The 18,959-nt window shown below is 67.7% G+C and carries 17 protein-coding genes; 13 read left to right on the plus strand and 4 right to left on the minus strand.

Features of this window, described 5'->3' with window-relative positions:
* Positions 1-278: 278 nt before the first annotated feature.
* On the plus strand, positions 279-1,274 hold the full coding sequence (locus QUV18_RS22155) for a type I glyceraldehyde-3-phosphate dehydrogenase (RefSeq protein ID WP_300896339.1): 996 nt from the start codon (positions 279-281) through the stop codon (positions 1,272-1,274).
* Positions 1,275-1,418: 144 nt separating this feature from the next.
* On the opposite strand, the gene QUV18_RS22160 is transcribed toward QUV18_RS22155, so the two are convergent.
* Together QUV18_RS22160 and puuE are read right to left on the minus strand one after the other, a co-directional pair.
* Positions 1,419-1,904, minus strand: coding sequence for an ureidoglycolate lyase (locus QUV18_RS22160; protein WP_300896340.1), 486 nt, complete (start codon positions 1,902-1,904; stop codon positions 1,419-1,421).
* Positions 1,901-3,319: an allantoinase PuuE gene (gene puuE / locus QUV18_RS22165; RefSeq protein ID WP_300896341.1), complete on the minus strand. Its 1,419-nt coding sequence runs from the start codon at positions 3,317-3,319 to the stop codon at positions 1,901-1,903. The genes QUV18_RS22160 and puuE overlap by 4 nt, the downstream gene beginning before the upstream one ends.
* 147 nt (positions 3,320-3,466) lie before the next feature.
* On the opposite strand from puuE, the gene uraH reads away from it, so the two are divergent.
* From uraH to QUV18_RS22180, 3 genes are all read left to right on the plus strand, one after another.
* On the plus strand, positions 3,467-3,820 hold the full coding sequence (gene uraH, locus QUV18_RS22170) for a hydroxyisourate hydrolase (RefSeq protein ID WP_300896342.1): 354 nt from the start codon (positions 3,467-3,469) through the stop codon (positions 3,818-3,820).
* Between the two features lie 422 nt (positions 3,821-4,242).
* Positions 4,243-5,829: an HWE histidine kinase domain-containing protein gene (locus tag QUV18_RS22175; protein WP_300896343.1), complete on the plus strand. Its 1,587-nt coding sequence runs from the start codon at positions 4,243-4,245 to the stop codon at positions 5,827-5,829.
* A gap of 60 nt (positions 5,830-5,889) precedes the next feature.
* The gene (locus QUV18_RS22180; RefSeq protein ID WP_300896344.1) at positions 5,890-6,195 is read left to right on the plus strand and encodes an SH3 domain-containing protein; all 306 of its coding nucleotides are present in this window, start codon (positions 5,890-5,892) and stop codon (positions 6,193-6,195) included.
* A 323-nt stretch (positions 6,196-6,518) separates the two neighbouring features.
* Here the strand turns inward: QUV18_RS22180 and QUV18_RS22185 are convergent, their stop codons facing one another.
* The gene (locus QUV18_RS22185; RefSeq protein ID WP_300896345.1) at positions 6,519-7,130 is read right to left on the minus strand and encodes an enoyl-CoA hydratase/isomerase family protein; all 612 of its coding nucleotides are present in this window, start codon (positions 7,128-7,130) and stop codon (positions 6,519-6,521) included.
* The gene (locus QUV18_RS22190; RefSeq protein WP_300896346.1) at positions 7,127-7,888 is read right to left on the minus strand and encodes an SDR family oxidoreductase; all 762 of its coding nucleotides are present in this window, start codon (positions 7,886-7,888) and stop codon (positions 7,127-7,129) included. Before QUV18_RS22190 ends, QUV18_RS22185 begins: the two co-directional genes overlap by 4 nt.
* 123 nt (positions 7,889-8,011) lie before the next feature.
* Here QUV18_RS22190 and QUV18_RS22195 point away from each other — a divergent pair, with 123 nt between their 5' ends.
* From QUV18_RS22195 to fusA, 9 genes are all read left to right on the plus strand, one after another.
* Positions 8,012-9,547, plus strand: a complete 1,536-nt coding sequence (locus tag QUV18_RS22195) for a DUF2125 domain-containing protein (protein WP_300896347.1) — start codon at positions 8,012-8,014, stop codon at positions 9,545-9,547.
* A gap of 108 nt (positions 9,548-9,655) precedes the next feature.
* Entirely contained in the window at positions 9,656-11,236 is a 1,581-nt protein-coding gene (locus QUV18_RS22200; protein ID WP_300896348.1) for a DUF2125 domain-containing protein, read from the plus strand.
* Between the two features lie 88 nt (positions 11,237-11,324).
* On the plus strand, positions 11,325-12,671 hold the full coding sequence (locus tag QUV18_RS22205) for a TldD/PmbA family protein (RefSeq protein ID WP_300896349.1): 1,347 nt from the start codon (positions 11,325-11,327) through the stop codon (positions 12,669-12,671).
* Positions 12,658-13,434, plus strand: a complete 777-nt coding sequence (locus QUV18_RS22210; RefSeq protein ID WP_300896350.1) for a 3'(2'),5'-bisphosphate nucleotidase CysQ — start codon at positions 12,658-12,660, stop codon at positions 13,432-13,434. Before QUV18_RS22205 ends, QUV18_RS22210 begins: the two co-directional genes overlap by 14 nt.
* A gap of 129 nt (positions 13,435-13,563) precedes the next feature.
* Positions 13,564-14,421, plus strand: a complete 858-nt coding sequence (locus QUV18_RS22215; protein ID WP_300896351.1) for a hypothetical protein — start codon at positions 13,564-13,566, stop codon at positions 14,419-14,421.
* A gap of 148 nt (positions 14,422-14,569) precedes the next feature.
* Entirely contained in the window at positions 14,570-15,484 is a 915-nt protein-coding gene (locus tag QUV18_RS22220) for a DMT family transporter (RefSeq protein ID WP_300896352.1), read from the plus strand.
* Positions 15,485-15,822: 338 nt separating this feature from the next.
* Complete coding sequence (rpsL, locus tag QUV18_RS22225; RefSeq protein WP_057817984.1) at positions 15,823-16,194, plus strand: 30S ribosomal protein S12; 372 nt, start codon at positions 15,823-15,825, stop codon at positions 16,192-16,194.
* 12 nt (positions 16,195-16,206) lie between these two features.
* On the plus strand, positions 16,207-16,677 hold the full coding sequence (gene rpsG, locus QUV18_RS22230; RefSeq protein ID WP_057817982.1) for a 30S ribosomal protein S7: 471 nt from the start codon (positions 16,207-16,209) through the stop codon (positions 16,675-16,677).
* 20 nt (positions 16,678-16,697) lie between these two features.
* Entirely contained in the window at positions 16,698-18,821 is a 2,124-nt protein-coding gene (gene fusA, locus QUV18_RS22235) for an elongation factor G (RefSeq protein ID WP_300896353.1), read from the plus strand.
* Positions 18,822-18,959 lie beyond the last annotated feature (138 nt).

Genomic DNA, 18,959 nt, shown 5'->3' on the forward strand with positions numbered 1-18,959 from the left:
GTGAGAACACTGAAATCAAGTTCAGAATGTGCCCAGTATTCTGGCAATTTCTTAAGATTTAGTAAAGCCGGGTGTGGTTCGAAGGTTAACGTCACCCGGGGCAAGGCGCGTCATGGGGCGATGCCGGTGCAGGGCGAACCTGCCGCGCGTCTCCTAAAATTTCGTGAAGCCATGCGGCGTTGCGCGGGTTTGATCAAATTTCGTGTCAGGGTCTGGCAAATCCGGCGGCGCGGGCGGACAGTCCGGCGCAAAGAGTCCTTGTTCCGGAGAGCCTTGCCATGACCGACACGCCCATTCGCATCGCCCTGAACGGGTTCGGCCGGATCGGCCGGACCCTGTTGCGCATCCTTCTGCGCGAGGGGGCGGATTTCGAGCTGGTGCTGATCAACGACATCGAGCCGCTGGAGACCTGTGCCTATCTGTTCGAGTTCGACAGCGTCTATGGCCCGTGGACGGGCGAGGTGGCGACGGAGGAGGGCGCGCTCATCGTGGATGGCCGGGCGATCCCGTTTCACGCGGCGCCGGACCTGAGCGCGCTGGACCTGGCCGGCGTCGACCTCGTGCTGGAATGCACCGGCATGGGCGGCAAGCGGGCGGTGGCCGAGCGCGGGCTGGCGGCCGGGGCGAAGGCGGTGCTGGTCTCGGGGCCCTCGGCCGAGGCGGACGTGACGCTGGTGTTGGGGGCGAACGAGGGCGAGCTGGGTGGTGAGCGGATCATCTCGAACGCCTCCTGCACCACGAATGCCCTGGCGCCGCTGGTGCGGGTGCTCGATGCCGCCTTCGGGGTGGAAAGCGGCCAGATGACCACGGTGCATTGCTATACCGGCAGCCAGCCCACGGTCGACAAGCCCCGCAGCGCGCCCGAGCGCAGCCGGGCGGCGGCGCTGTCAATGGTGCCGACGACCACCAGCGCGCAGCACCAGACCGGGCTTGTCCTGCCGCATATGGCCGGGCGGATCGAGGCGCGGGCGATCCGGGTGCCGACGGCGAGCGTGTCGTGCATCGACCTGACGGTGCAGCTGCGCGAGACGGTGACGGAAGCGGCGGTGAATGCGGTCCTGAAAGAGGCGGCGGAGGGCTCGCCCGTCTTCGGTTGGACCGAGAAACCGCTGGTGAGCGCCGACCTGCGCGGGCGGCCGGAATCGATCGTGATGGTCGGGCCGGAGACCTCCGTCTCGCGGGGCGGGCTGCTGCGGGTGTTCGGCTGGTACGACAACGAGTGGGGGTTTTCCTGCCGGATGCTGGACATGGCGCGCCTGATCGCGCGGCGGTAGGGGGGCCAGCCCCCCACGTTGAAATCAGGAGATTTCAACGCTCCCCCCGGGATACTTTTGGCCAGAAGAAGCATGGGGTGCGCCCGGTTTTTCTTCTGGCCGGAAATATCCCGGGGTGAGGCCGAAGGCCGAGGGGCAGCGCCCCTATTCTGCTGTGACGGTATAGGGGGTGTCGAACCAGTGTTCCTGCAGGTTCGGGCCCTCGCCGATGCGGTCGATCACGGCGAAGAGGCCGGGGGGCGCCAGCGGCGTGAGGACGCCGTGCCAGGTGTTGCGGGCGATCTGGATGCCTTCGCCGGGCCGGGTGAGGAAGGCGAGCGGGGTGCCGGGGCGGCCGCTTTCGTCGGGGGCGACGATGACGAGGAAGCTGGTCTCGTACATTGGCAGGAAGGCCTGGGAGCCCAGCGGATGGCGTTCGACCATGTCGAGCCGGTAGGGGAGGCTGCGGGGCTCGGCGTCGAAGAGGCTGATGCCGGGGGTGCCGTCGGTGATGTCGGCCAGGGCCAGCGCGTGGTGGCGGCCGCAGAGGCCCTGGTTGATCATCATGTCCGGTTCGGGGCGGCGGGCGATGACGGTGCCGAAGGGGGCGAAAGCCTCCGGTGTCAGGGGGGTGGCGGTGATGTCGGTCACGGCAGGAGGTCCTGCAGGCGCAGCTCGGCGATGCGCTCGACCTGGGCGCAGGCGGTGGCGAATTCGGTGGCGCTGTCATTGGCGAGGCGGGTTTCGAAGGCGTCGAGGATGCCTTGTTTGTCGTGGTCGCGGACGGCGATGATGAAGGGGTGGCCGTGCTTGGCGACATAGGCGTCGTTGAGGCGGGTGAAGGTGGCGCGTTCGGCGTCGGTCAGCATGTCGAGCCCGGCGGAGGCCTGTTCGGCGGTGGAGTCGCTGGTCAGGCGGCCGGCGGCGGCGAGTTTGCCGGCGAGGTCGGGGTGGGCGTTGAGCACGGCGAGGCGCTTGTCGCGCGGGGCGGCGCGGAAGGCGCGGGCCATGGCCGCGGCGAGGCCCGCGGCGCTGTCATGGGCGGGGCCGAGTTCCAGCTCGTAGGCGTTTTCGGCGACCCAGGGGGAATGTTCGAAGATGTCGCCGAAGCGGGTGACGAACCTGTCGCGGTCCATCTCGGAGGGGCGCTCGAGGCGTTCGGGCGGATGGGTTTCGGCCCAGTGGCGGGCGATGTCGATGCGGCGGGCGACCCAGACGCCGCCATGCGCCGCAATGTGGTCAAGGAAGCGTTGCAGGGCCATGACGCGGCCGGGGCGGCCGATCAGGCGGCAATGCAGGCCGATGGAGAGCATCTTCGGCGCGCCGGCCTCGCCTTCGGCATAGAGCGCGTCGAAGCTGTCGCGGAGATAGGCGAAGAACTGGTCGCCGGCGTTGAAGCCCTGCGGCGTGGCGAAGCGCATGTCGTTGCAGTCGAGCGTGTAGGGGATGATGAGCTGATCGCGGCCCGCGAGGGTGACCCAGTAGGGGAGGTCGTCGGCGTAGGTGTCGGAGATGTAGTCGAATTCGCCCGTCTCGGCGGCGAGCGGCACGGTGTTGACCGAACAGCGGCCGGTGTACCAGCCGCGGGGTTTTTGGCCGGTGACGTGGGTGTGGAGGCGGATGGCCTCCTCCATGTCGGCGCGTTCGGCCTCGGGCGTGTGGTCCTTGTAGTCGATCCATTTCAGGCCGTGGCTGGCGATTTCCCAATCGGCTTCTTTCATCGCTTTCACCTGTTCCGGCGAGCGGGCCAGCGCCGTGGCGACGCCGTAGACGGTGAGGGGCAGGCCGCGCGAGGTGAAGAGCCGGTGGAGGCGCCAGAACCCGGCGCGGGCGCCGTATTCGTAGACCGATTCCATGTTCCAGTGGCGCTGGCCGGGCCAAGGCTGGGCGCCGGGGATTTCGGACAGGAAGGCCTCGGAGGCGGCGTCGCCATGCAGCAGGCAGTTCTCGCCGCCTTCCTCGTAATTGAGGACGAACTGGACGGCGATCTTTGCCTCGCCGGGCCAGTGGGGGTGCGGCGGGATCGGGCCGTGGCCGCGCATGTCGCGAATGTAGCGTTGGGGCATGGCGACGCCTTCCGTGAGTGGTGGATGCCGGTAGTGTAGACGGGGGCTGTTCTGGATACTTTCCGATAAATCCTGAAGGACTTACAATGATTTCCTGCGTGACCGGGGGACCGGGGCGCGGCAGGGTGGCGACAGGAGGACCGATTGATGGCCGGATATCTGACAACCCATGTGCTCGACACCGCGCGGGGCCGCCCGGCGGCGGGCATGACCGTCGAGCTTTACCGGATCGAGGGCGAAAAGCGCAGCCTTGTCAGGGCGTTGCAGACCAATGCCGACGGGCGGACGGATGAGCCGATCCTGCCGGAGGCGGAGTTCGAGACCGGCACGTACGAGCTGGTCTTCCATGCCGGGGATTACATCGATGCCCGGTTCTCGCCGCCGGAGAGCCCGCGGTTTCTGGACGAGGTGCCGATAAGGTTCGGGATGGCGGAAGAGGTGCATTACCACGTGCCGCTGTTGGTGTCGCCGTTCGGGTATTCGACCTACCGGGGGAGTTGAGGTAAGCGAATCGGGGTTAACGGGTTGGAACGGCGTGATTTTCCGGTTTCGGTATCACGTCGGTATTTTGTCGGTATTGCGTCGGTGTTCTTGCGGCGCTTCACCCGGGTTCATGTGGCGTTCGGTGGGGGGTGCCGCGAGATGTTGTGGAGGGCGCAACGGGGGTGAGGCTTGGGCGGCGTGGTGGGTTCGCAGCCACCCTAAGGACGAGGGGCCGGGGGCGTCGGAGGGTGCGAGGCCCCGGGTCAGGCCCGGGGCGCGGGGGAGTTGGAGGTCACGCAACCGGCGCCGGGGCGGGCGGGGGAAAAGGCGCGGATAAGACTTTGTCTTTGCGGCGGATGTTTCTAGATATATGGCTGAGACATAACCGGCAAGGAACAGGTGATCAGGTGCTGAGGCGGCAGGGTACGGGCGCGACGCCGATGAGCTTTCTCTCGGGCGAGGGGGAGATGGCGCGGCGTATCCGCGAGCACGACTGGGCGGCGCATCCGCTCGGGGCGCCGGACGCGTGGCCGCTGTCCTTGCGGGCGGCGCTGGGGATCTGCCTGAACTCGGCCTTTCCGACGGCGATCTACTGGGGGCAGGAGCTGCGACTGCTTTACAACGACGCGTGGTCGTTCATTCCGGGCCCGCGCCACCCCGCCTGTCTCGGCGAGCCGGCGGCGGAGGTGTGGTCGGATATCTGGCACGTGATCGAGCCGCAGTTCACCCGGGTGATCGAGACCGGCGAGGGGCTGTTCGTCGACGACCAGATGCTGCCGATGCGGCGCTACGGGATCGAGGAGGAGACCTACTGGTCGTACAGTTTCACGCCCATCCGCGGCGAGGACGGCAGCATCGTCGGGATCTTCAATTCCGGGCAGGAGACCACCGAGAAGGTGCTGCGGCAGCGGCAGACGGCCTTCCTTTTGGAGGTGGGCGACCGGGTGCGCGAACTGACCGGGGCGGAGGAGATCATGACCGCGGTCTGCCGGATGCTGGGCGAGCACCTGGGTGCGATACGGGTGGGGATCCGCGAGCGCGACGCCGCGGCCGAACGGTTCCCGGTGGCGCTGGAATGGGTCGCCGAGGGCGTCGCCCCGGCCGGGCCGGGCGTGCACTGGCCCTGGCTGGGCCACCTGCGTGACGGGCTGGAGGCCGGGCGGGCCGTGCGGGTTGACCGGACCGCGGAGGTCGAGGACGAGCGGGCGCGCGAGATGTTCGTCCGGCTGGGGGCCGAGGCGGCGCTGGCGCTGCCCTCGTTCAAGTTCGCGAGCCTGAGCGCGGTGATGTTCGTGCATCGCGACCGCGCCCATGGCTGGACCGACGAGGAGGTGGCGACCGCGGAGCAGGTTTTCGGCCTCGCCACCCAGACGATCGAGCGCGAGCGGGTGCTGGCGCGGGAAAAGGCGATGATGCAGGAGATCGACCACCGGGCGCGCAACCTGCTGGGGATCTCGCAGGCGCTGGTGCGGCTGACCCGGGCGGAGGACGTGGCGGGGTACAAGACGTCGCTTCTCGACCGGCTGAGCGCGCTGGGCAAGACGCTGGGCATCCTGTCGGACGGCAAGTGGGTCGGCGCCAACCTTCAGGACGTGCTGGAAAGCGAGCTGGCGCCGTTCCTGTCGGAGGACGGGCGGGTCAGGGTACACGGGCCGCGGGTGGTGCTGGGCCCCGCGATGGTGCAGCCGGTGGCGATGGCGCTGCACGAGCTGGCCACGAACGCGGTGAAATACGGGGCGCTTTCCGGCGACGAGGGCACGCTCGACATCGGCTGGGAGGCCGGCGAGGACCGGGTACTGCGGCTGGTCTGGCGGGAGCGGAGCGCCGCCGCCTCCGGCGCCGTGGCGCCGGAGAAAGCGGGGTTCGGCACGCAGCTTCTGACGCTGGCGGTGGAGGACCAGCTGGATGGCAGCATCACCCGCCGGGTGGAGGACGGCACGTTCGAATGCGTGCTGAGCCTGCCGATGCCGGAGGAGGCGGAGGAGGACGACGCCGCGACGCCGGCAGCGGCGGAGGCGCCGGGCTGATCTTTCGCTTTCGCCCGCGGCCGGATTGGGCCAGAAAGGGGCAAAAGACAGGAGGGCAGTATGCGCAGGATAGGGATGAGCGCGGTGGCGCTGGCGGTGCTGGCGGGGTGCAACACGCAGCCCACGCCGTCGATGCTGGGGATGACCGGCCGGGCCGAGGTGGCCGGCGTGGAAGCGGGCGACATGCTGAAGCTCAGGGCCGGGCCGGGGCTGGGCTACGAGATCATCGTGGGCCTGCCCAACGGGACGCTGATGCGGACGGGCGCGTGCAACCGCGTGGGCGGCACGGTCTGGTGCGAGGCGGCGCTGGACCGCGATCCGGGGACCAAGGGGTATGTGTCGGAGACGTACCTGCGGAAGTTGTGAGGGGGCTTGGAGGTGGGTTTTCACCCACCCTACGGGTGACCGTGGCACACGCCCGGAACAGAGGCCGAAGGCCGCCGGGCGAGCGCCGGCCCGTCCCGTCGCACCGAAGGTGCGCCATGTATAAGCGGCACGCCTTTGGCGTGACGGGCAGGCGCTTTGGCGGGTGTTGCGTGACGTTATTAGGCAGGATGTACTCGGCACCATAAAGTGCGTGCCATATCCGTTGCAGCGCCTCCCCACGGGCCGGCGCTGGCCCGGCGGGGCGACGTTGCGTATGAAGCGGCGGTGTCACTAGGTCCGGCGCGGGGGCCGGGACAGGTTTTTTAAACCCGGCACATCCCCTTGATCGTCGCCGCGTGCACCGGGTCGGCGGCCAGCGTGTCGGCGGCCAGCGCGTGGGCGGTGGCGATCAACTCCTTCGGCTCGGCAATGCGGTCGAAGAGGCCCCAGGCGAGCGCCGTTTCGGCGTCGATCTTCTGGCCGGCCATCAGGATCATCCGCGCCCGCGACGGCCCCACCAGCCGGACCAGGCGGCCGGGGTCGGAGGGCTGGGGCAGGAAGCCCAGCTTCATCACCGGGTAGAAGGCCTTGGCCGTGGGCACCGCGACGCGCAGGTCGCAGGCCAGCACCATGCCCATCGCGCCGCCCGCGACCGTGCCGTTCAGGGCCGCGATCGTGAGGCCGCGCAGGCCGGTGATGGCCGAAGACAGCCGCTCCCAGGCGGAGCTGGTGGCGAGCCCGGCTTTCGCCGCCTCGAGGTCGGCGCCGGCGGAGAAGACCTTGCCTTCGCCGGTCAGGACCAGGGCGCGGGCCTCGTCGGCGCTTTCGGCGATATCGGCGAGGTCGGTCAGCATCGCCTCGGTGAGGGAATTGGCCTTGTCGGGGCGGTCGATGGTGACCGTCCAGAGCCCGTCGGACTTGTCGAGGCGGATCATGCCAGCCCCGCCCGGCGACGGATGTCGTCCTGCCTGAGGCTGACTTCCTGGCCGATATAGTCGTCGGCGTCGGGGCTGCACATCCAGAGGAGCGCTTTGGCGGGCCATTCGGGGGGGATGTGATCCTCCCATTCCAGTTCGGAGACCGGGTTGACGCCGCTGGCCTTGATCTCGCGCTGCATCTGGGTGGCGACGGTGCCGGGCGAGAGGCCCATGATGCGCAGGCCCGAGCCGCGGTTCTCGAGGTCGGCGCAGCTTGTCAGCATCGCGGCGCCCGCCTTGGAGGTGCAATAGTGGCTCCAGCCTTCGAGCGGCGCATGGGCCGCGCCGGAGGAGACCGTGATGATGGTGCCGGCGCCCGCGTCCTTCATCACCGGGATGGCGGCGCGCATGCCGTTGAAGACGCCCTTGAGGTTGATGTCGATCACCTTGCCCCATTCCTCGGGGTCGATGGCGTCGAGATGGCTGATGGGTTCGATGACGCCGGCATTGCCGATCAGGATGTCGAGCCCGCCGAAGGCCTTCTGGCAGGCTGACACGGCCGCCTCGACCTCCCAGTAGCGGGAGACGTCGCAGGGGATGGCGACCGCCTGTTTGCCGATCTCGCCCGCGATCTCGGCGATGGCGTCGCCGTTGCGCGCGGCCAGCGCCACGTTGGCGCCCGCCTCGGCGAAGACCCGCGCCGCCGCCGCGCCGATGCCGCGGCTGGCCCCGGTGATGAGCACCGTCTTGCCGACGACCGCCTCTGTCACACTCATTTCGTACCTCCCTGCATTCAATCCCGCTAATCTCGGACACGTGCGGCCGGGTCAACTATGTCTTGACCCGGCCCGTGCTTGGGCAGAAGCTATACTCGAAATTTAAAAACGGAAGGGTTGATGATGACATCCTGGAGGAGAACTGCCGCATCGGTGGCTGCGCTTTGCGTCATTTCGGGCGCGAATGCGGCCTATGCCGATGTGACCGCCGAACAGGTCTGGGCCGATTGGCGCGATTACATGATGGACGCCGGCTATACGCTGGACGCGACCGAGAACCGGTCGGGCGACACGTTGACGATCAGCGGTATCAGCATGACGTTCGAGGTGCCGGAAGAGGACATGACGATCGACATGTCGATGGGCGACATGAGCTTCGTCGACAATGGCGACGGGACGGTTTCGATCACCGTGGCGCCGAGCCTGCCGATCGACATTGCCGTCGATGCGGAGGACGGCGAGGACGTGGAGATCGGCCTCGACTATGCCACCGAGGGCCTGTCGATCGACGTCTCGGGCGACCCCGAGAACATGACCTACGCCTATTCCGCCGCGAGCATCGCGCTGACGCTGGTCAGCCTTAACATCGAGGGCGAGGACGTTCCGATGGACGAGTTCGGGCAGGCCGAGTTCCGGATGGCCGATGTCGAGGGTTCGACCGAGATGTCGGTGGGCAACCTGCGCAGCTCGGTCCAGAAGATCACCAGCGGCGCGGTCAGCTACGTGATGGATTTCAACGAGCCGGACGATGGCGGCGGCCGCTTCGTGCTGCGCGGCGAGGCCGAGGGCATGCAGTTCGACGGCACCGCCAGCCTGCCGAACGACATGGACCCCGAGCAGATGGCGGCGGCGCTGAAGGCGGGCTTCGCCTTCGACGGCAGCTTCTCGTTCACCAACGGGTCGTCGAATTTCAACTTCAAGGATGAAGAGGAAACGGTGCAGGGCACGAGCAGCTCGGCCTCGGGCCAGCTTGGCCTGAAGATGGACGAGAGCGGCCTGAGCTATTCCGGCGAGGGCACGGATATCACCATGTCGATGGCCGGTGCCGATATCCCGTTCCCGCTGGAGCTGGCGATGCAGCAGGCCGGGTTCAACCTGACCATGCCCGTGACCGCCGGAGAGGGCGAGCAGCCCTTCGCGCTGGGCCTGACGCTGGGCGATTTCACCATGTCGGACCTGATCTGGGGCATCTTCGACCCGAGCGGGCAATTGCCGCGTGACCCCGCGACGATCGCCTTCGACACCAGCGGCACGGTGAGCCTTCTGGTCGACCTGCTCGATCCCGAGGAGATGGAACGGGTCGAGGATGGCGAGACGATGCCGGGCGAGATCAATTCGCTCGACCTCAACAGCCTGACGATCAGCGCGGCCGGCGCCGAGCTGACCGGCGATGGCAGCTTTACCTTCGACAACAGCGACCTGACCACCTTCGAGGGGATGCCGGCGCCGACGGGCGCGGTGAACCTGATGCTGGTGGGCGGCAACGCGCTGCTCGACAAGCTGGTGGCGATGCAGCTCGTGCCCGAGGAGCAGGCCGCCGGCGCGCGGATGATGATGGGGCTGTTCGCCGTACCGGGCGATGGCGAGGACACTCTGACCTCGACCATCGAGGTCAAGGGCGACGGCCAGATCCTCGCCAACGGGCAGCGCATCAAGTAACGCGCCTGTCGTTACGGAATATCGGGAAGGCTGCAATCATCGGTTGCAGCCTTTTCTTTTGGGGTTAGCGTTGGGCCGCGAAACGGTTTGAACGAAGGGTGATTTCGGATGAGGTATGGATTGGGTCTGGCGGCGCTGGCGACGGCCGGGCTGGCGGGGGTGCCGGCGGCGGCGGATGTGAGTGCCGAGGATGTCTGGACGAGCGCGATGGCGCCGTTCGAGGCGTTGAATGCCGAGATCGCGGCCAGCCCCGTGCGCGAGGGCGACCGGCTGGTGGTCGACAATATCGAGATCAGGTTCAGCTTTGCCGAGGGACGGGGGCGGGCCATTCTGACGACCAACGGCGTGGTGCTGGAGGAGACGGGCGAGGGCACGGTAAGGGTGCAGTATCCCGCGGAGACGAAAAGCATCGCGCGGCTGGAATTCGACGGCGCGGAGGGCGCGCCGGAGGCGATCGTGCTGACCCGGGAGCTGGACGGCACGGCCTTCGAGCAGGTTGCCAGCGGCGAACCGGGCGACGTGACCCATGCTTTCCGCACCGACGCGCTTGAGCAGGTGATGCGGTTGCAGATGCCGGAGGCGGCCGGCGGGGCGGATGTGCGGATGACCGCGCGGATCACCGGGTCGGAGGGCACCTTCCGTGTGACCGAGGGCGATCTGCTGCGGATCGGCGGGGCGTTCGATTACGAGACGATCATCCTGGATTCGGTCACGGAGACCGAGATGCCGGGGGCCGATGGAGCGCCGCCCGTGAGGGCGACGCAGGAAACGGCGCAGCGGATGGAGGGGGTCGCGATGACCTTCGAGACGGCGCTTCCCAAGGGGACGCTGTCGCTGATGAACCTGTCGGAGGGGTTGCGGGACGGGCTGGCGTTTTCGTTGACCTCGACGGCAGCCGGGACAAGCGCCGAGACGGTGATGACGACGGCCGAGCCGGGGGGTGACCCGGCGGGCGAGGCGGAGATGTTCCGGCAGACCTACGAGGTCGGCCCGCAGGAAGCCGCGTTACGCCTCGATGCCGGGGGACTGTCCATCGAGGGGCAGGCCGACCGGCTGATGGTGGGGATGGCGGCGGAGATGCTGCCCGTGCCGATGGCCCTCGGGCTCGAGTCGATGGGCTATCGTTTCGCCACGCCGCTGAAGCGGACGGAGGGGCCGGAGGAGGCCGCGCTGGCGCTGTCGCTTGAGGGGATGACGCTGGGCGAGGAGGCCTGGGCGATGGTCGATCCGGGCGGGGCGCTGCCGCGCGATCCGGCGGATCTGTCGGTGAAGGCGACGGCGGCGGTGGAGCTTTTCGCCGGGCTGCTGGATTTCCCTTCGCTCGCGGTGCTGGAGGAGCAAGGCGAGGCGCCGGCGGCGCTGCGCGGGCTGACGGTGCAGGAACTGGCCGTGGCGGCGCTGGGCGCACGTCTGACGGGCGAGGGGGCGCTGAGTTTCGACGAGGCGAGCGGGGAGAGCCAGGGCGGGTTTCCCGAGCCCGAGGGGGTGATCGAGCTGGTGCTGGAGGGGGGCAACGCGCTGATCGACCGGTTGGTCGAGGCACGGCTGCTGCCCGCCGACCAGGCCACCGGGGCGCGGATGATGCTGGGCGTCTTCGCGGTGCCGGGCGAGGGGGAAGACGTGATGACCTCGACCATCGAGATGAAGCCGGGCGGCGTGATCGAGGCCAACGGCCAGCGCGTGCGGTAGGGCGTCTGGTCTCGGGGGCCGAGGGGCACGGGCTTGCACGGGCGGGCCCGGCGGTCTACCTGTTCCCGGCAATCAGGAGAGGCAGGGCATGACCGACACGCTGGAGAACATCACCGCGGCCTTGATCGACGCCGCCCGCAAGGCCGGGGCCGACGCCGCCGACGCCATCGCGCTGACGGGCAGCGCGGTGACGATCGACGTGCGTGCGGGCGCGCTGGAGCAGGCCGAGCGGTCGGAGGGCACGGATATGGGCCTGCGGGTGCTGGTGGGCCGGCGGCAGGCCTGTGTCTCGGCCTCGGACACGCGGGACGAGACGATTGGCGTATTGGCGGAGCGGGCCGTGGCGATGGCGCGCGAGGCGCCGGAGGACCCTTACGCGGGGCTGGCGGAGCCGGGGCAGCTTGGCACGGGCTGCGAGGCCGGGGCGCTGGAGCTGGCCGATCCGGGCGAGGAGCCCTCGCCCGAGGTGTTGCAGGAGGAGGCGCTGGCGGCGGAGGCCGCGGCGCTGGGGGTGACGGGCGTGAGCCAAGTGCAGTCGGCCACCTCGGCCTGGTCGCGGCGGGCGGTGCACATGGCCGGCTCGAACGGGTTTTCCGGGGGCTACGAGCGCACCGATGCGGCGATCCACTGTTCCGCCATTGCCGGGACCGGCACCGGGATGCAGCGCGACGCCGATGGCGACAGCCGCATCTTCCGGAGCGATCTGCGGGGGGCTGCGGATATCGGCCGGGTTGCGGGCGAGCGGGCGGCGTCCCTGCTGGGGGCGAAGCGGCCGAAGACGGGCGCCTACCCGGTGTTGTTCGACGAGCGCATCGCGGCCTCTCTGATCGGGCATTTGCTGGGCGCGGCCGATGGCAGTGCCGTGGCGCGGGGCCAGTCCTGGCTGCGCGGGCGGCTGGGCGAGCAGGTGCTGCCCGCCGGGCTGAGCGTGATCGAGGATCCGCACCGGCCGCGGGTGACGGGCTCGCGCCCGTTCGACGCGGAGGGGTTGCCGACGCGCAAGCGGGCGCTGGTGGATGACGGCACGCTGACGGGGTGGATCCTTGACCTGTCGACCGGGCGCAAGCTGGGGATGGAGAGCACCGGGAACGCCAAGCGCGGCACCTCGGCCCCGCCGAGCCCCGGCCCGTGGAACATCGCGCTGACGCAAGGCGACAAGAGCCGCGAAGACCTGCTGCGCGAGATGGGCACCGGGCTGCTGGTGACCTCGATGATCGGGGCGACGATCAACCCGAACACGGGCGACTACTCGCGCGGGGCCTCGGGGTTCTGGGTGGAGAACGGCGAGATCACCTACCCGGTGCAGGAATGCACCATCGCGGGGAACCTGCCGGAAATGCTGCTCAACATGGTCCCGGCCAACGACGCGCGGCCGTGGCTGTGCCGCGTGGTGCCGTCGCTTCTGGTCGAGGGGCTGACGCTTGCCGGGGAGTGACCTTGCCCTGCTGATCGACGCGGCGCGGCAGGCGGGCGAGGTCGCTTCGGGGTTCGCCGCCGAGACGGCCAAGCGCTGGGACAAGCCGGATGGCCTGGGCCCGGTGACGGAGGCCGACCTGGCGGTGAACGACGTGCTGGAGCGGGTGCTGCGCGGGGCGCGGCCCGATTATGGCTGGCTGTCGGAGGAGAGCGAGGACGGGGAGGCGCGGCTGGCCTGCCGCCGCACCTTCATCATCGACCCGATCGACGGCACGCGGAGTTTCATCGAAGGCTCGGGCACCTGGGCGCATTCGCTGGCGGTGGTGGAGGATGGCACGGTGACGGCGGGGGTGGTCTTCCTGCCGATGCGCGACAAGCTTTACGCCGCCGAAAAGGGGCAGGGGGCGACGCTGAACGACCGGCCGCTGAAGGTGTCGGGGCGGACGGAGCTGACCGGGGCCTCGGTGCTGGCGGCGAAACCGGTTTATGCGCCGCAGCACTGGCGCGGGGCTGTGCCCGAGGTGAAGCGGATCTACCGCCCGTCGCTGGCCTACCGGCTGAGCGTGGTGGCGGAAGGCCGGGCCGACGCGATGTTCACCCTGCGCCCGACCTGGGAATGGGACGTGGCCGCCGGCGACGTGATCCTGCGCGAGGCGGGAGCGGCGACCTCTGACCGGGCGGGGGAGCGGCTGGTCTTCAACAACCCGCACCCGCAGGTCAACGGCATCGTCGCCGCCAACCCGGCGCTGCACGGGGCGATCACCGGCGCGCTGGTGGTGTGAGGGGCTATACAATCTGAGGGTATTGGTGCATCCTTCCTGCAATCTTTGATTGATCGGATTGCAGGGGGCGGGGCTCGTCAGCCCTTACGGGCTGCCTCGCGGGGGGCTTTTTCAGCGAGGATGACACCAATGAAAGACGGACCGGAATTCGACATCGCGGGTTTCGAGGCCCGGCACAGCGCCGCGCGTTATGCCGCCGCGACACAGGCGCTGGCCGTGACGGCGCCGCCCGCCACCACGCCCGACAGCGCCATCGCCACGGACAAGGGGATGGTGCAATACCATGTCATCGCCGAGACCCCGACCGGCAGCCAGTATGCCGCGATGATGCAGGAGAACGCCGACAACCTGATGGGGATGGGCGGGCTGATCCACGGGTACATGACGGCGCATTACCCGACGGTGGACAGCCAGCTTCTGGATATCACCCTCTGGAACACCGTGGTCGGCCACCTGCCTGACGTCGCCGTCGGCCCGACGGTGACGAAGCAGTATTCGAACACGGTCGCGGGCACCGACCTGGCCGGCACCTTCCTGCAGATGCTGGCCAAGGCCAAGGTGGCGCCGGGAGCGAAGATCGGCACGGATTTCGACACCTGGCTCGAGGCGATGGGCCAGCTTGCCTTTGCCGCGCACGGGGCGGGCCAGACCTACAAGGCGATCACCTGCAGCTACCTGTGCTACCTGGTCGACAATGGCGCGGGCGGGTTTTACGACTATGGCGCGATCGTGCTGCGCGAGGTCGATATCACGCAGGATTTCATGACCTACAAGGGCGCCTGCCAGTCCAGCCTGGGCATTCAGGTGGAGGTGCAGTTCACCGAGATCACCTCGCCCGTGCAGCTGTCGCGCATTCGCAAGGGGGGCCCGGATTTCCAGCTGTTCCAGCAGCTTGTCAACGCGAATGCGACCGCCGCCTTTTCGAAGGCCGCCAATTTCTTCGACGGACGGAACACGCCGCAGGCCGAGCTGACGCCCTACGTCTGAGCGCGCACCCCCGGTCCGGTGCGAACGTGATTGCCTTTTCTTCCTGGTGGAAATATCCCGGGGAGCGCGAGGGGCTGGCCCCTCGCTTCGGTCGGATCGCTCAACGGGCGGTCCGATCCCTTTCAAGACCGACGGGAACCCCCGACACATGGCCCGATCCGATAACCTGACCGGTGCGCTGCTGATGATGGCGTCGATGGCGGCCTTCACGCTGAACGACACCATGATGAAGGTGCTGGCCGGCGAGGTTCCGCTGTTCCAGCTCCTGTTCCTGCGGGGCGTGCTGACCACGCTGGCGGTGGCGGCCATCGCGTGGTGGATGGGGGCGCTGCGGGCGCGGGTGTCGAAGCGCGACCGGTGGGTCATCTTCTGGCGCACGGTGGGCGAGACGGGGGCCGCCTATTTCTTCCTGACCGCGCTGTTCAACATGCCGCTGGCCAACGTGACCGCGATCCTGTCGGCGCTGCCGCTCACGCTGACGCTGGCCGCCGCGCTGTTCCTGGGCGAGCCGGTGGGCTGGAAGCGGCTGGCGGCGATCGCGGTGGGCTTTGCCGGGGTGATGCTGATCGTCCGGCCGGGGGCGTCGGATTTCAACCTGTTCTCGCTTTACGCGCTGATCGCGGTGGGGTTCGTGACGTTGCGCGACCTGTCGGCGCGGCGGCTGTCGCCGGAGACGCCGTCGATGCTGGTGACGCTGATCACCTCGGCGGTGATCATGGTGTTCTTCGGGGTGGCGAGCCTGGCGGAAGAGTGGTCGCCGATGGATGCGCGCGCCCTGGGGCTGACCGCGGGGGCGGCGTTCATGATCATCGGCGGGTACCTCTTTTCGATCATGGTGATGCGGGTGGGCGAGATCGGGTTCACCGCGCCGTTCCGCTATACCGGGCTGATCTGGGCGCTGGTGCTGGGCTGGCTGGTCTTCGGCGACTGGCCCGAGACGATCACCCTGGTCGGCGCCGCGATCGTGGCGGGCAGCGGGCTGTTCACGCTTTACCGCGAGTCGCGGCTGGCCCGGGCCGAGCGCATCGCGCAATCCGCGCGCACCCGCCCGCGCGGGATGTAGCAGGGGGAGGCGCAGACCCGCTTGCGCCCGGTACATAACGGGTTTCGCCCGGCACAAACCCGCGCGCGAGGCTGTTGACAACGATTCCGACTCCGCCTATACGCCGCTCCATCCCGGCCAAAGGGGCCTTCCCCGTGGGCCGATATCAGAACTGTAGTGGTCATGATCCGGGCGGTGAGCGCCCCGATCCTCTGGAATTCCACCGCGTCGTACCGGCAGGTCGCAGGGTACGGGTGCGGTTATTGCGTTTTGCGGACGCGTAAGGCGCGCATTTTGATGAAACCCGCACGGGGATGCCCGTGCAGACACATGTGTTGAGAGACGGGGAAAGAGACCCAATGCCAACGATCCAACAGCTGATCCGCAAACCGCGGCAGCCGAAAACAAGAGCCACCAAATCCATGCACCTGCAGGGCTGCCCGCAGAAGCGTGGCGTTTGCACGCGCGTCTACACCACGACGCCGAAGAAGCCGAACTCGGCCATGCGGAAGGTTGCGAAGGTGCGCCTGACGAACGGCTACGAGGTCATCAGCTACATCCCCGGTGAAAGCCACAACCTTCAGGAACACTCTGTCGTCCTGATCCGCGGCGGCCGTGTGAAAGACCTTCCCGGCGTCCGTTACCACATCCTGCGCGGCGTGCTCGACACGCAAGGCGTGAAGGACCGCAAGCAGCGCCGCTCGAAGTATGGCGCCAAGCGTCCGAAGTAAGAGGAAGAGAAGATGTCCCGCCGTCACGCTGCTGAAAAACGCGAAATCCTGCCCGATGCCAAGTTCGGCGACCGGGTTCTGACGAAATTCATGAACAACCTGATGATCGACGGCAAGAAATCCGTTGCCGAGCAGATCGTCTACAACGCGCTCGACCGGGTCGAGGACAAGGTCAAGCGCGCGCCCGTCGAGATTTTCCACGAGGCGCTCGACAACATCAAGCCGTCGGTCGAGGTTCGCTCGCGCCGGGTTGGTGGCGCCACCTACCAGGTGCCGGTCGAGGTTCGCCCGGAACGCCGCGAGGCGCTGGCCATCCGCTGGCTGATCAACGCGTCGCGCGCCCGCAACGAGAACACCATGGAAGAACGCCTCGCCGGCGAGCTGCTGGATGCTGTGAACAGCCGCGGCTCGGCCGTGAAGAAGCGCGAAGACACCCACAAGATGGCCGAAGCCAACAAGGCCTTCAGCCACTACCGCTGGTAAACCCTAGAGGCATCTGACCAATGGCACGCGATTATCCGCTGGAACGCTACCGCAACTTCGGCATCATGGCCCACATTGATGCCGGCAAGACCACGTGTTCGGAACGCATCCTGTTCTACACCGGCAAGTCCCACAACATCGGCGAGGTGCATGACGGCGCCGCGACGATGGACTGGATGGAGCAGGAACAGGAACGCGGCATCACCATCACGTCGGCCGCGACCACGACCTTCTGGCAGTGGCAGGAAGACCCGACCAAGGAAGGGACTTCCGACACCAAGTACCGGATGAACATCATCGACACGCCCGGCCACGTGGACTTCACCATCGAGGTGGAACGCTCGCTGGCCGTGCTCGACGGCGCGATCTGCGTGCTCGACGCCAATGCCGGTGTCGAACCCCAGACCGAGACCGTGTGGCGCCAGGCCGACCGGTACAAGGTGCCGCGCATCGTCTTCGTCAACAAGATGGACAAGATCGGCGCCGACTTCTTCAACTGCGTCGCCATGATCGAAAGCCGCACGGGCGCCAAGGCCGTTCCGATCGCCCTGCCGATCGGCGCCGAGAACGAGCTGGAAGGCACCATCGACCTCGTGACCATGGAAGAATGGGTCTGGAAGGGCGAGGACCTTGGTGCGTCCTGGACCCGTGGCCCGATCCGCGACGAGCTCAAGGACATGGCCGACGAATGGCGCAGCAAGCTCATCGAGAACGCCGTCGAGATGGACGACGACGCGATGATGGAATACCTGGAAGGCAACGAGCCCGACATCCCGACCCTGCGGAAACTGATCCGCCAGGGCACCCTGTCGCTGAGCTTCGTGCCGGTTCTGGGTGGGTCCGCCTTCAAGAACAAGGGTGTCCAGCCGCTGCTGAACGCCGTGGTCGACTACCTGCCCAGCCCGATGGACGTGGTCGATTACATGGGCTTCGCGCCGGATGACGAGACCGAGACCCGCAACATCGCGCGCCGCGCCGATGACTCGATGCCGTTCTCGGGCCTCGCGTTCAAGATCATGAACGACCCGTTCGTGGGCTCGCTCACCTTCACCCGGATCTATTCCGGTGTTCTGAAGAAGGGCGACAACATCATGAACTCGACCAAGGGCAAGAAAGAGCGCATTGGCCGGATGATGATGATGCACTCGAACAACCGCGAGGAGATCGAGGAAGCCTTTGCCGGCGACATCATCGCGCTGGCGGGCCTGAAGGACACCACGACCGGCGACACGCTCTGCGATCCGAAAGAGCAGGTCGTGCTGGAAACCATGACCTTCCCGACCCCGGTGATCGAGATCGCCGTCGAGCCGAAGACGAAGGCCGACCAGGAGAAGATGAGCCAGGGCCTGGCGCGGCTTGCCGCCGAGGACCCGTCCTTCCGCGTCGAGACCGACCTCGAGTCGGGCCAGACCATCATGAAGGGCATGGGCGAACTTCACCTCGACATCCTCGTCGACCGCCTCAAGCGGGAGTTCAAGGTGGAAGCCAATATCGGCGCCCCGCAGGTGGCCTATCGCGAGACCATCGGTCACGAGATCGAGCACACCTACACCCACAAGAAACAGTCGGGTGGCTCGGGCCAGTTCGCCGAGGTCAAGATGATCATCAGCCCCACCGAGGCGGGCGAAGGCTACAGCTTCGAGAGCCGGATCGTCGGTGGCTCGGTGCCGAAGGAATACATCCCCGGCGTCGAGAAGGGCATCGAGAGCGTCATGGACAGCGGCCCGCTGGCCGGCTTCCCGGTGATCGACTTCAAGGTCGCGCTGATCGACGGCAAGTACCACGACGTCGACTCGTCGGTCATGGCCTTCGAGATCGCCGCCCGGATGTGCATGCGTGAAGGTCTCCGCAAGGCGGGCGCCAAGCTGCTCGAGCCGGTCATGAAGGTCGAGGTGATCTCGCCGGAGGAATATACCGGCAACGTCATCGGCGACCTGACCAGCCGTCGCGGCCAGGTGTCGGGGCAGGAGCCCCGCGGCAACGCCATCGCGATCAACGCGAACGTGCCGCTGGCCAACATGTTCGGCTATATCAACACGCTGCGTTCGATGTCCTCGGGCCGCGCGCAGTTCACGATGCAGTTCTCGCATTACGATCCCGTCCCGCAGAACATCTCGGACGAGATCCAGGCGAAATACGCTTAACGGGATGCCGGGCTGAAGCCCGGCCTACCCACCCACCGTAGGCCGGGCTTCAGCCCGGCACCCGAAAAGACAAGGAGGCCATCATGGCAAAGGAAAAGTTTGACCGTTCGAAACCGCACGTGAACATCGGCACGATTG

Source organism: Roseovarius sp. (assembly GCF_030373445.1).
GTDB lineage: Bacteria > Pseudomonadota > Alphaproteobacteria > Rhodobacterales > Rhodobacteraceae > Roseovarius.

Excerpts from the sequence above, each read along its gene's own strand:
- QUV18_RS22190 (WP_300896346.1), bottom strand. The coding sequence starts at position 7,888 with ATGAGTGTGACAGAGGCGGTCGTCGGCAAGACGGTGCTCATCACCGGG.
- QUV18_RS22220 (WP_300896352.1), top strand. The coding sequence starts at position 14,570 with ATGGCCCGATCCGATAACCTGACCGGTGCGCTGCTGATGATGGCGTCG.
- rpsG (WP_057817982.1), top strand. The coding sequence starts at position 16,207 with ATGTCCCGCCGTCACGCTGCTGAAAAACGCGAAATCCTGCCCGATGCC.
- puuE (WP_300896341.1), bottom strand. The coding sequence starts at position 3,319 with ATGCCCCAACGCTACATTCGCGACATGCGCGGCCACGGCCCGATCCCG.
- rpsL (WP_057817984.1), top strand. The coding sequence starts at position 15,823 with ATGCCAACGATCCAACAGCTGATCCGCAAACCGCGGCAGCCGAAAACA.
- fusA (WP_300896353.1), top strand. The coding sequence starts at position 16,698 with ATGGCACGCGATTATCCGCTGGAACGCTACCGCAACTTCGGCATCATG.
- uraH (WP_300896342.1), top strand. The coding sequence starts at position 3,467 with ATGGCCGGATATCTGACAACCCATGTGCTCGACACCGCGCGGGGCCGC.
- QUV18_RS22175 (WP_300896343.1), top strand. The coding sequence starts at position 4,243 with ATGAGCTTTCTCTCGGGCGAGGGGGAGATGGCGCGGCGTATCCGCGAG.
- QUV18_RS22200 (WP_300896348.1), top strand. The coding sequence starts at position 9,656 with ATGAGGTATGGATTGGGTCTGGCGGCGCTGGCGACGGCCGGGCTGGCG.
- QUV18_RS22180 (WP_300896344.1), top strand. The coding sequence starts at position 5,890 with ATGCGCAGGATAGGGATGAGCGCGGTGGCGCTGGCGGTGCTGGCGGGG.
- QUV18_RS22155 (WP_300896339.1), top strand. The coding sequence starts at position 279 with ATGACCGACACGCCCATTCGCATCGCCCTGAACGGGTTCGGCCGGATC.
- QUV18_RS22205 (WP_300896349.1), top strand. The coding sequence starts at position 11,325 with ATGACCGACACGCTGGAGAACATCACCGCGGCCTTGATCGACGCCGCC.
- QUV18_RS22185 (WP_300896345.1), bottom strand. The coding sequence starts at position 7,130 with ATGATCCGCCTCGACAAGTCCGACGGGCTCTGGACGGTCACCATCGAC.
- QUV18_RS22195 (WP_300896347.1), top strand. The coding sequence starts at position 8,012 with ATGACATCCTGGAGGAGAACTGCCGCATCGGTGGCTGCGCTTTGCGTC.
- QUV18_RS22215 (WP_300896351.1), top strand. The coding sequence starts at position 13,564 with ATGAAAGACGGACCGGAATTCGACATCGCGGGTTTCGAGGCCCGGCAC.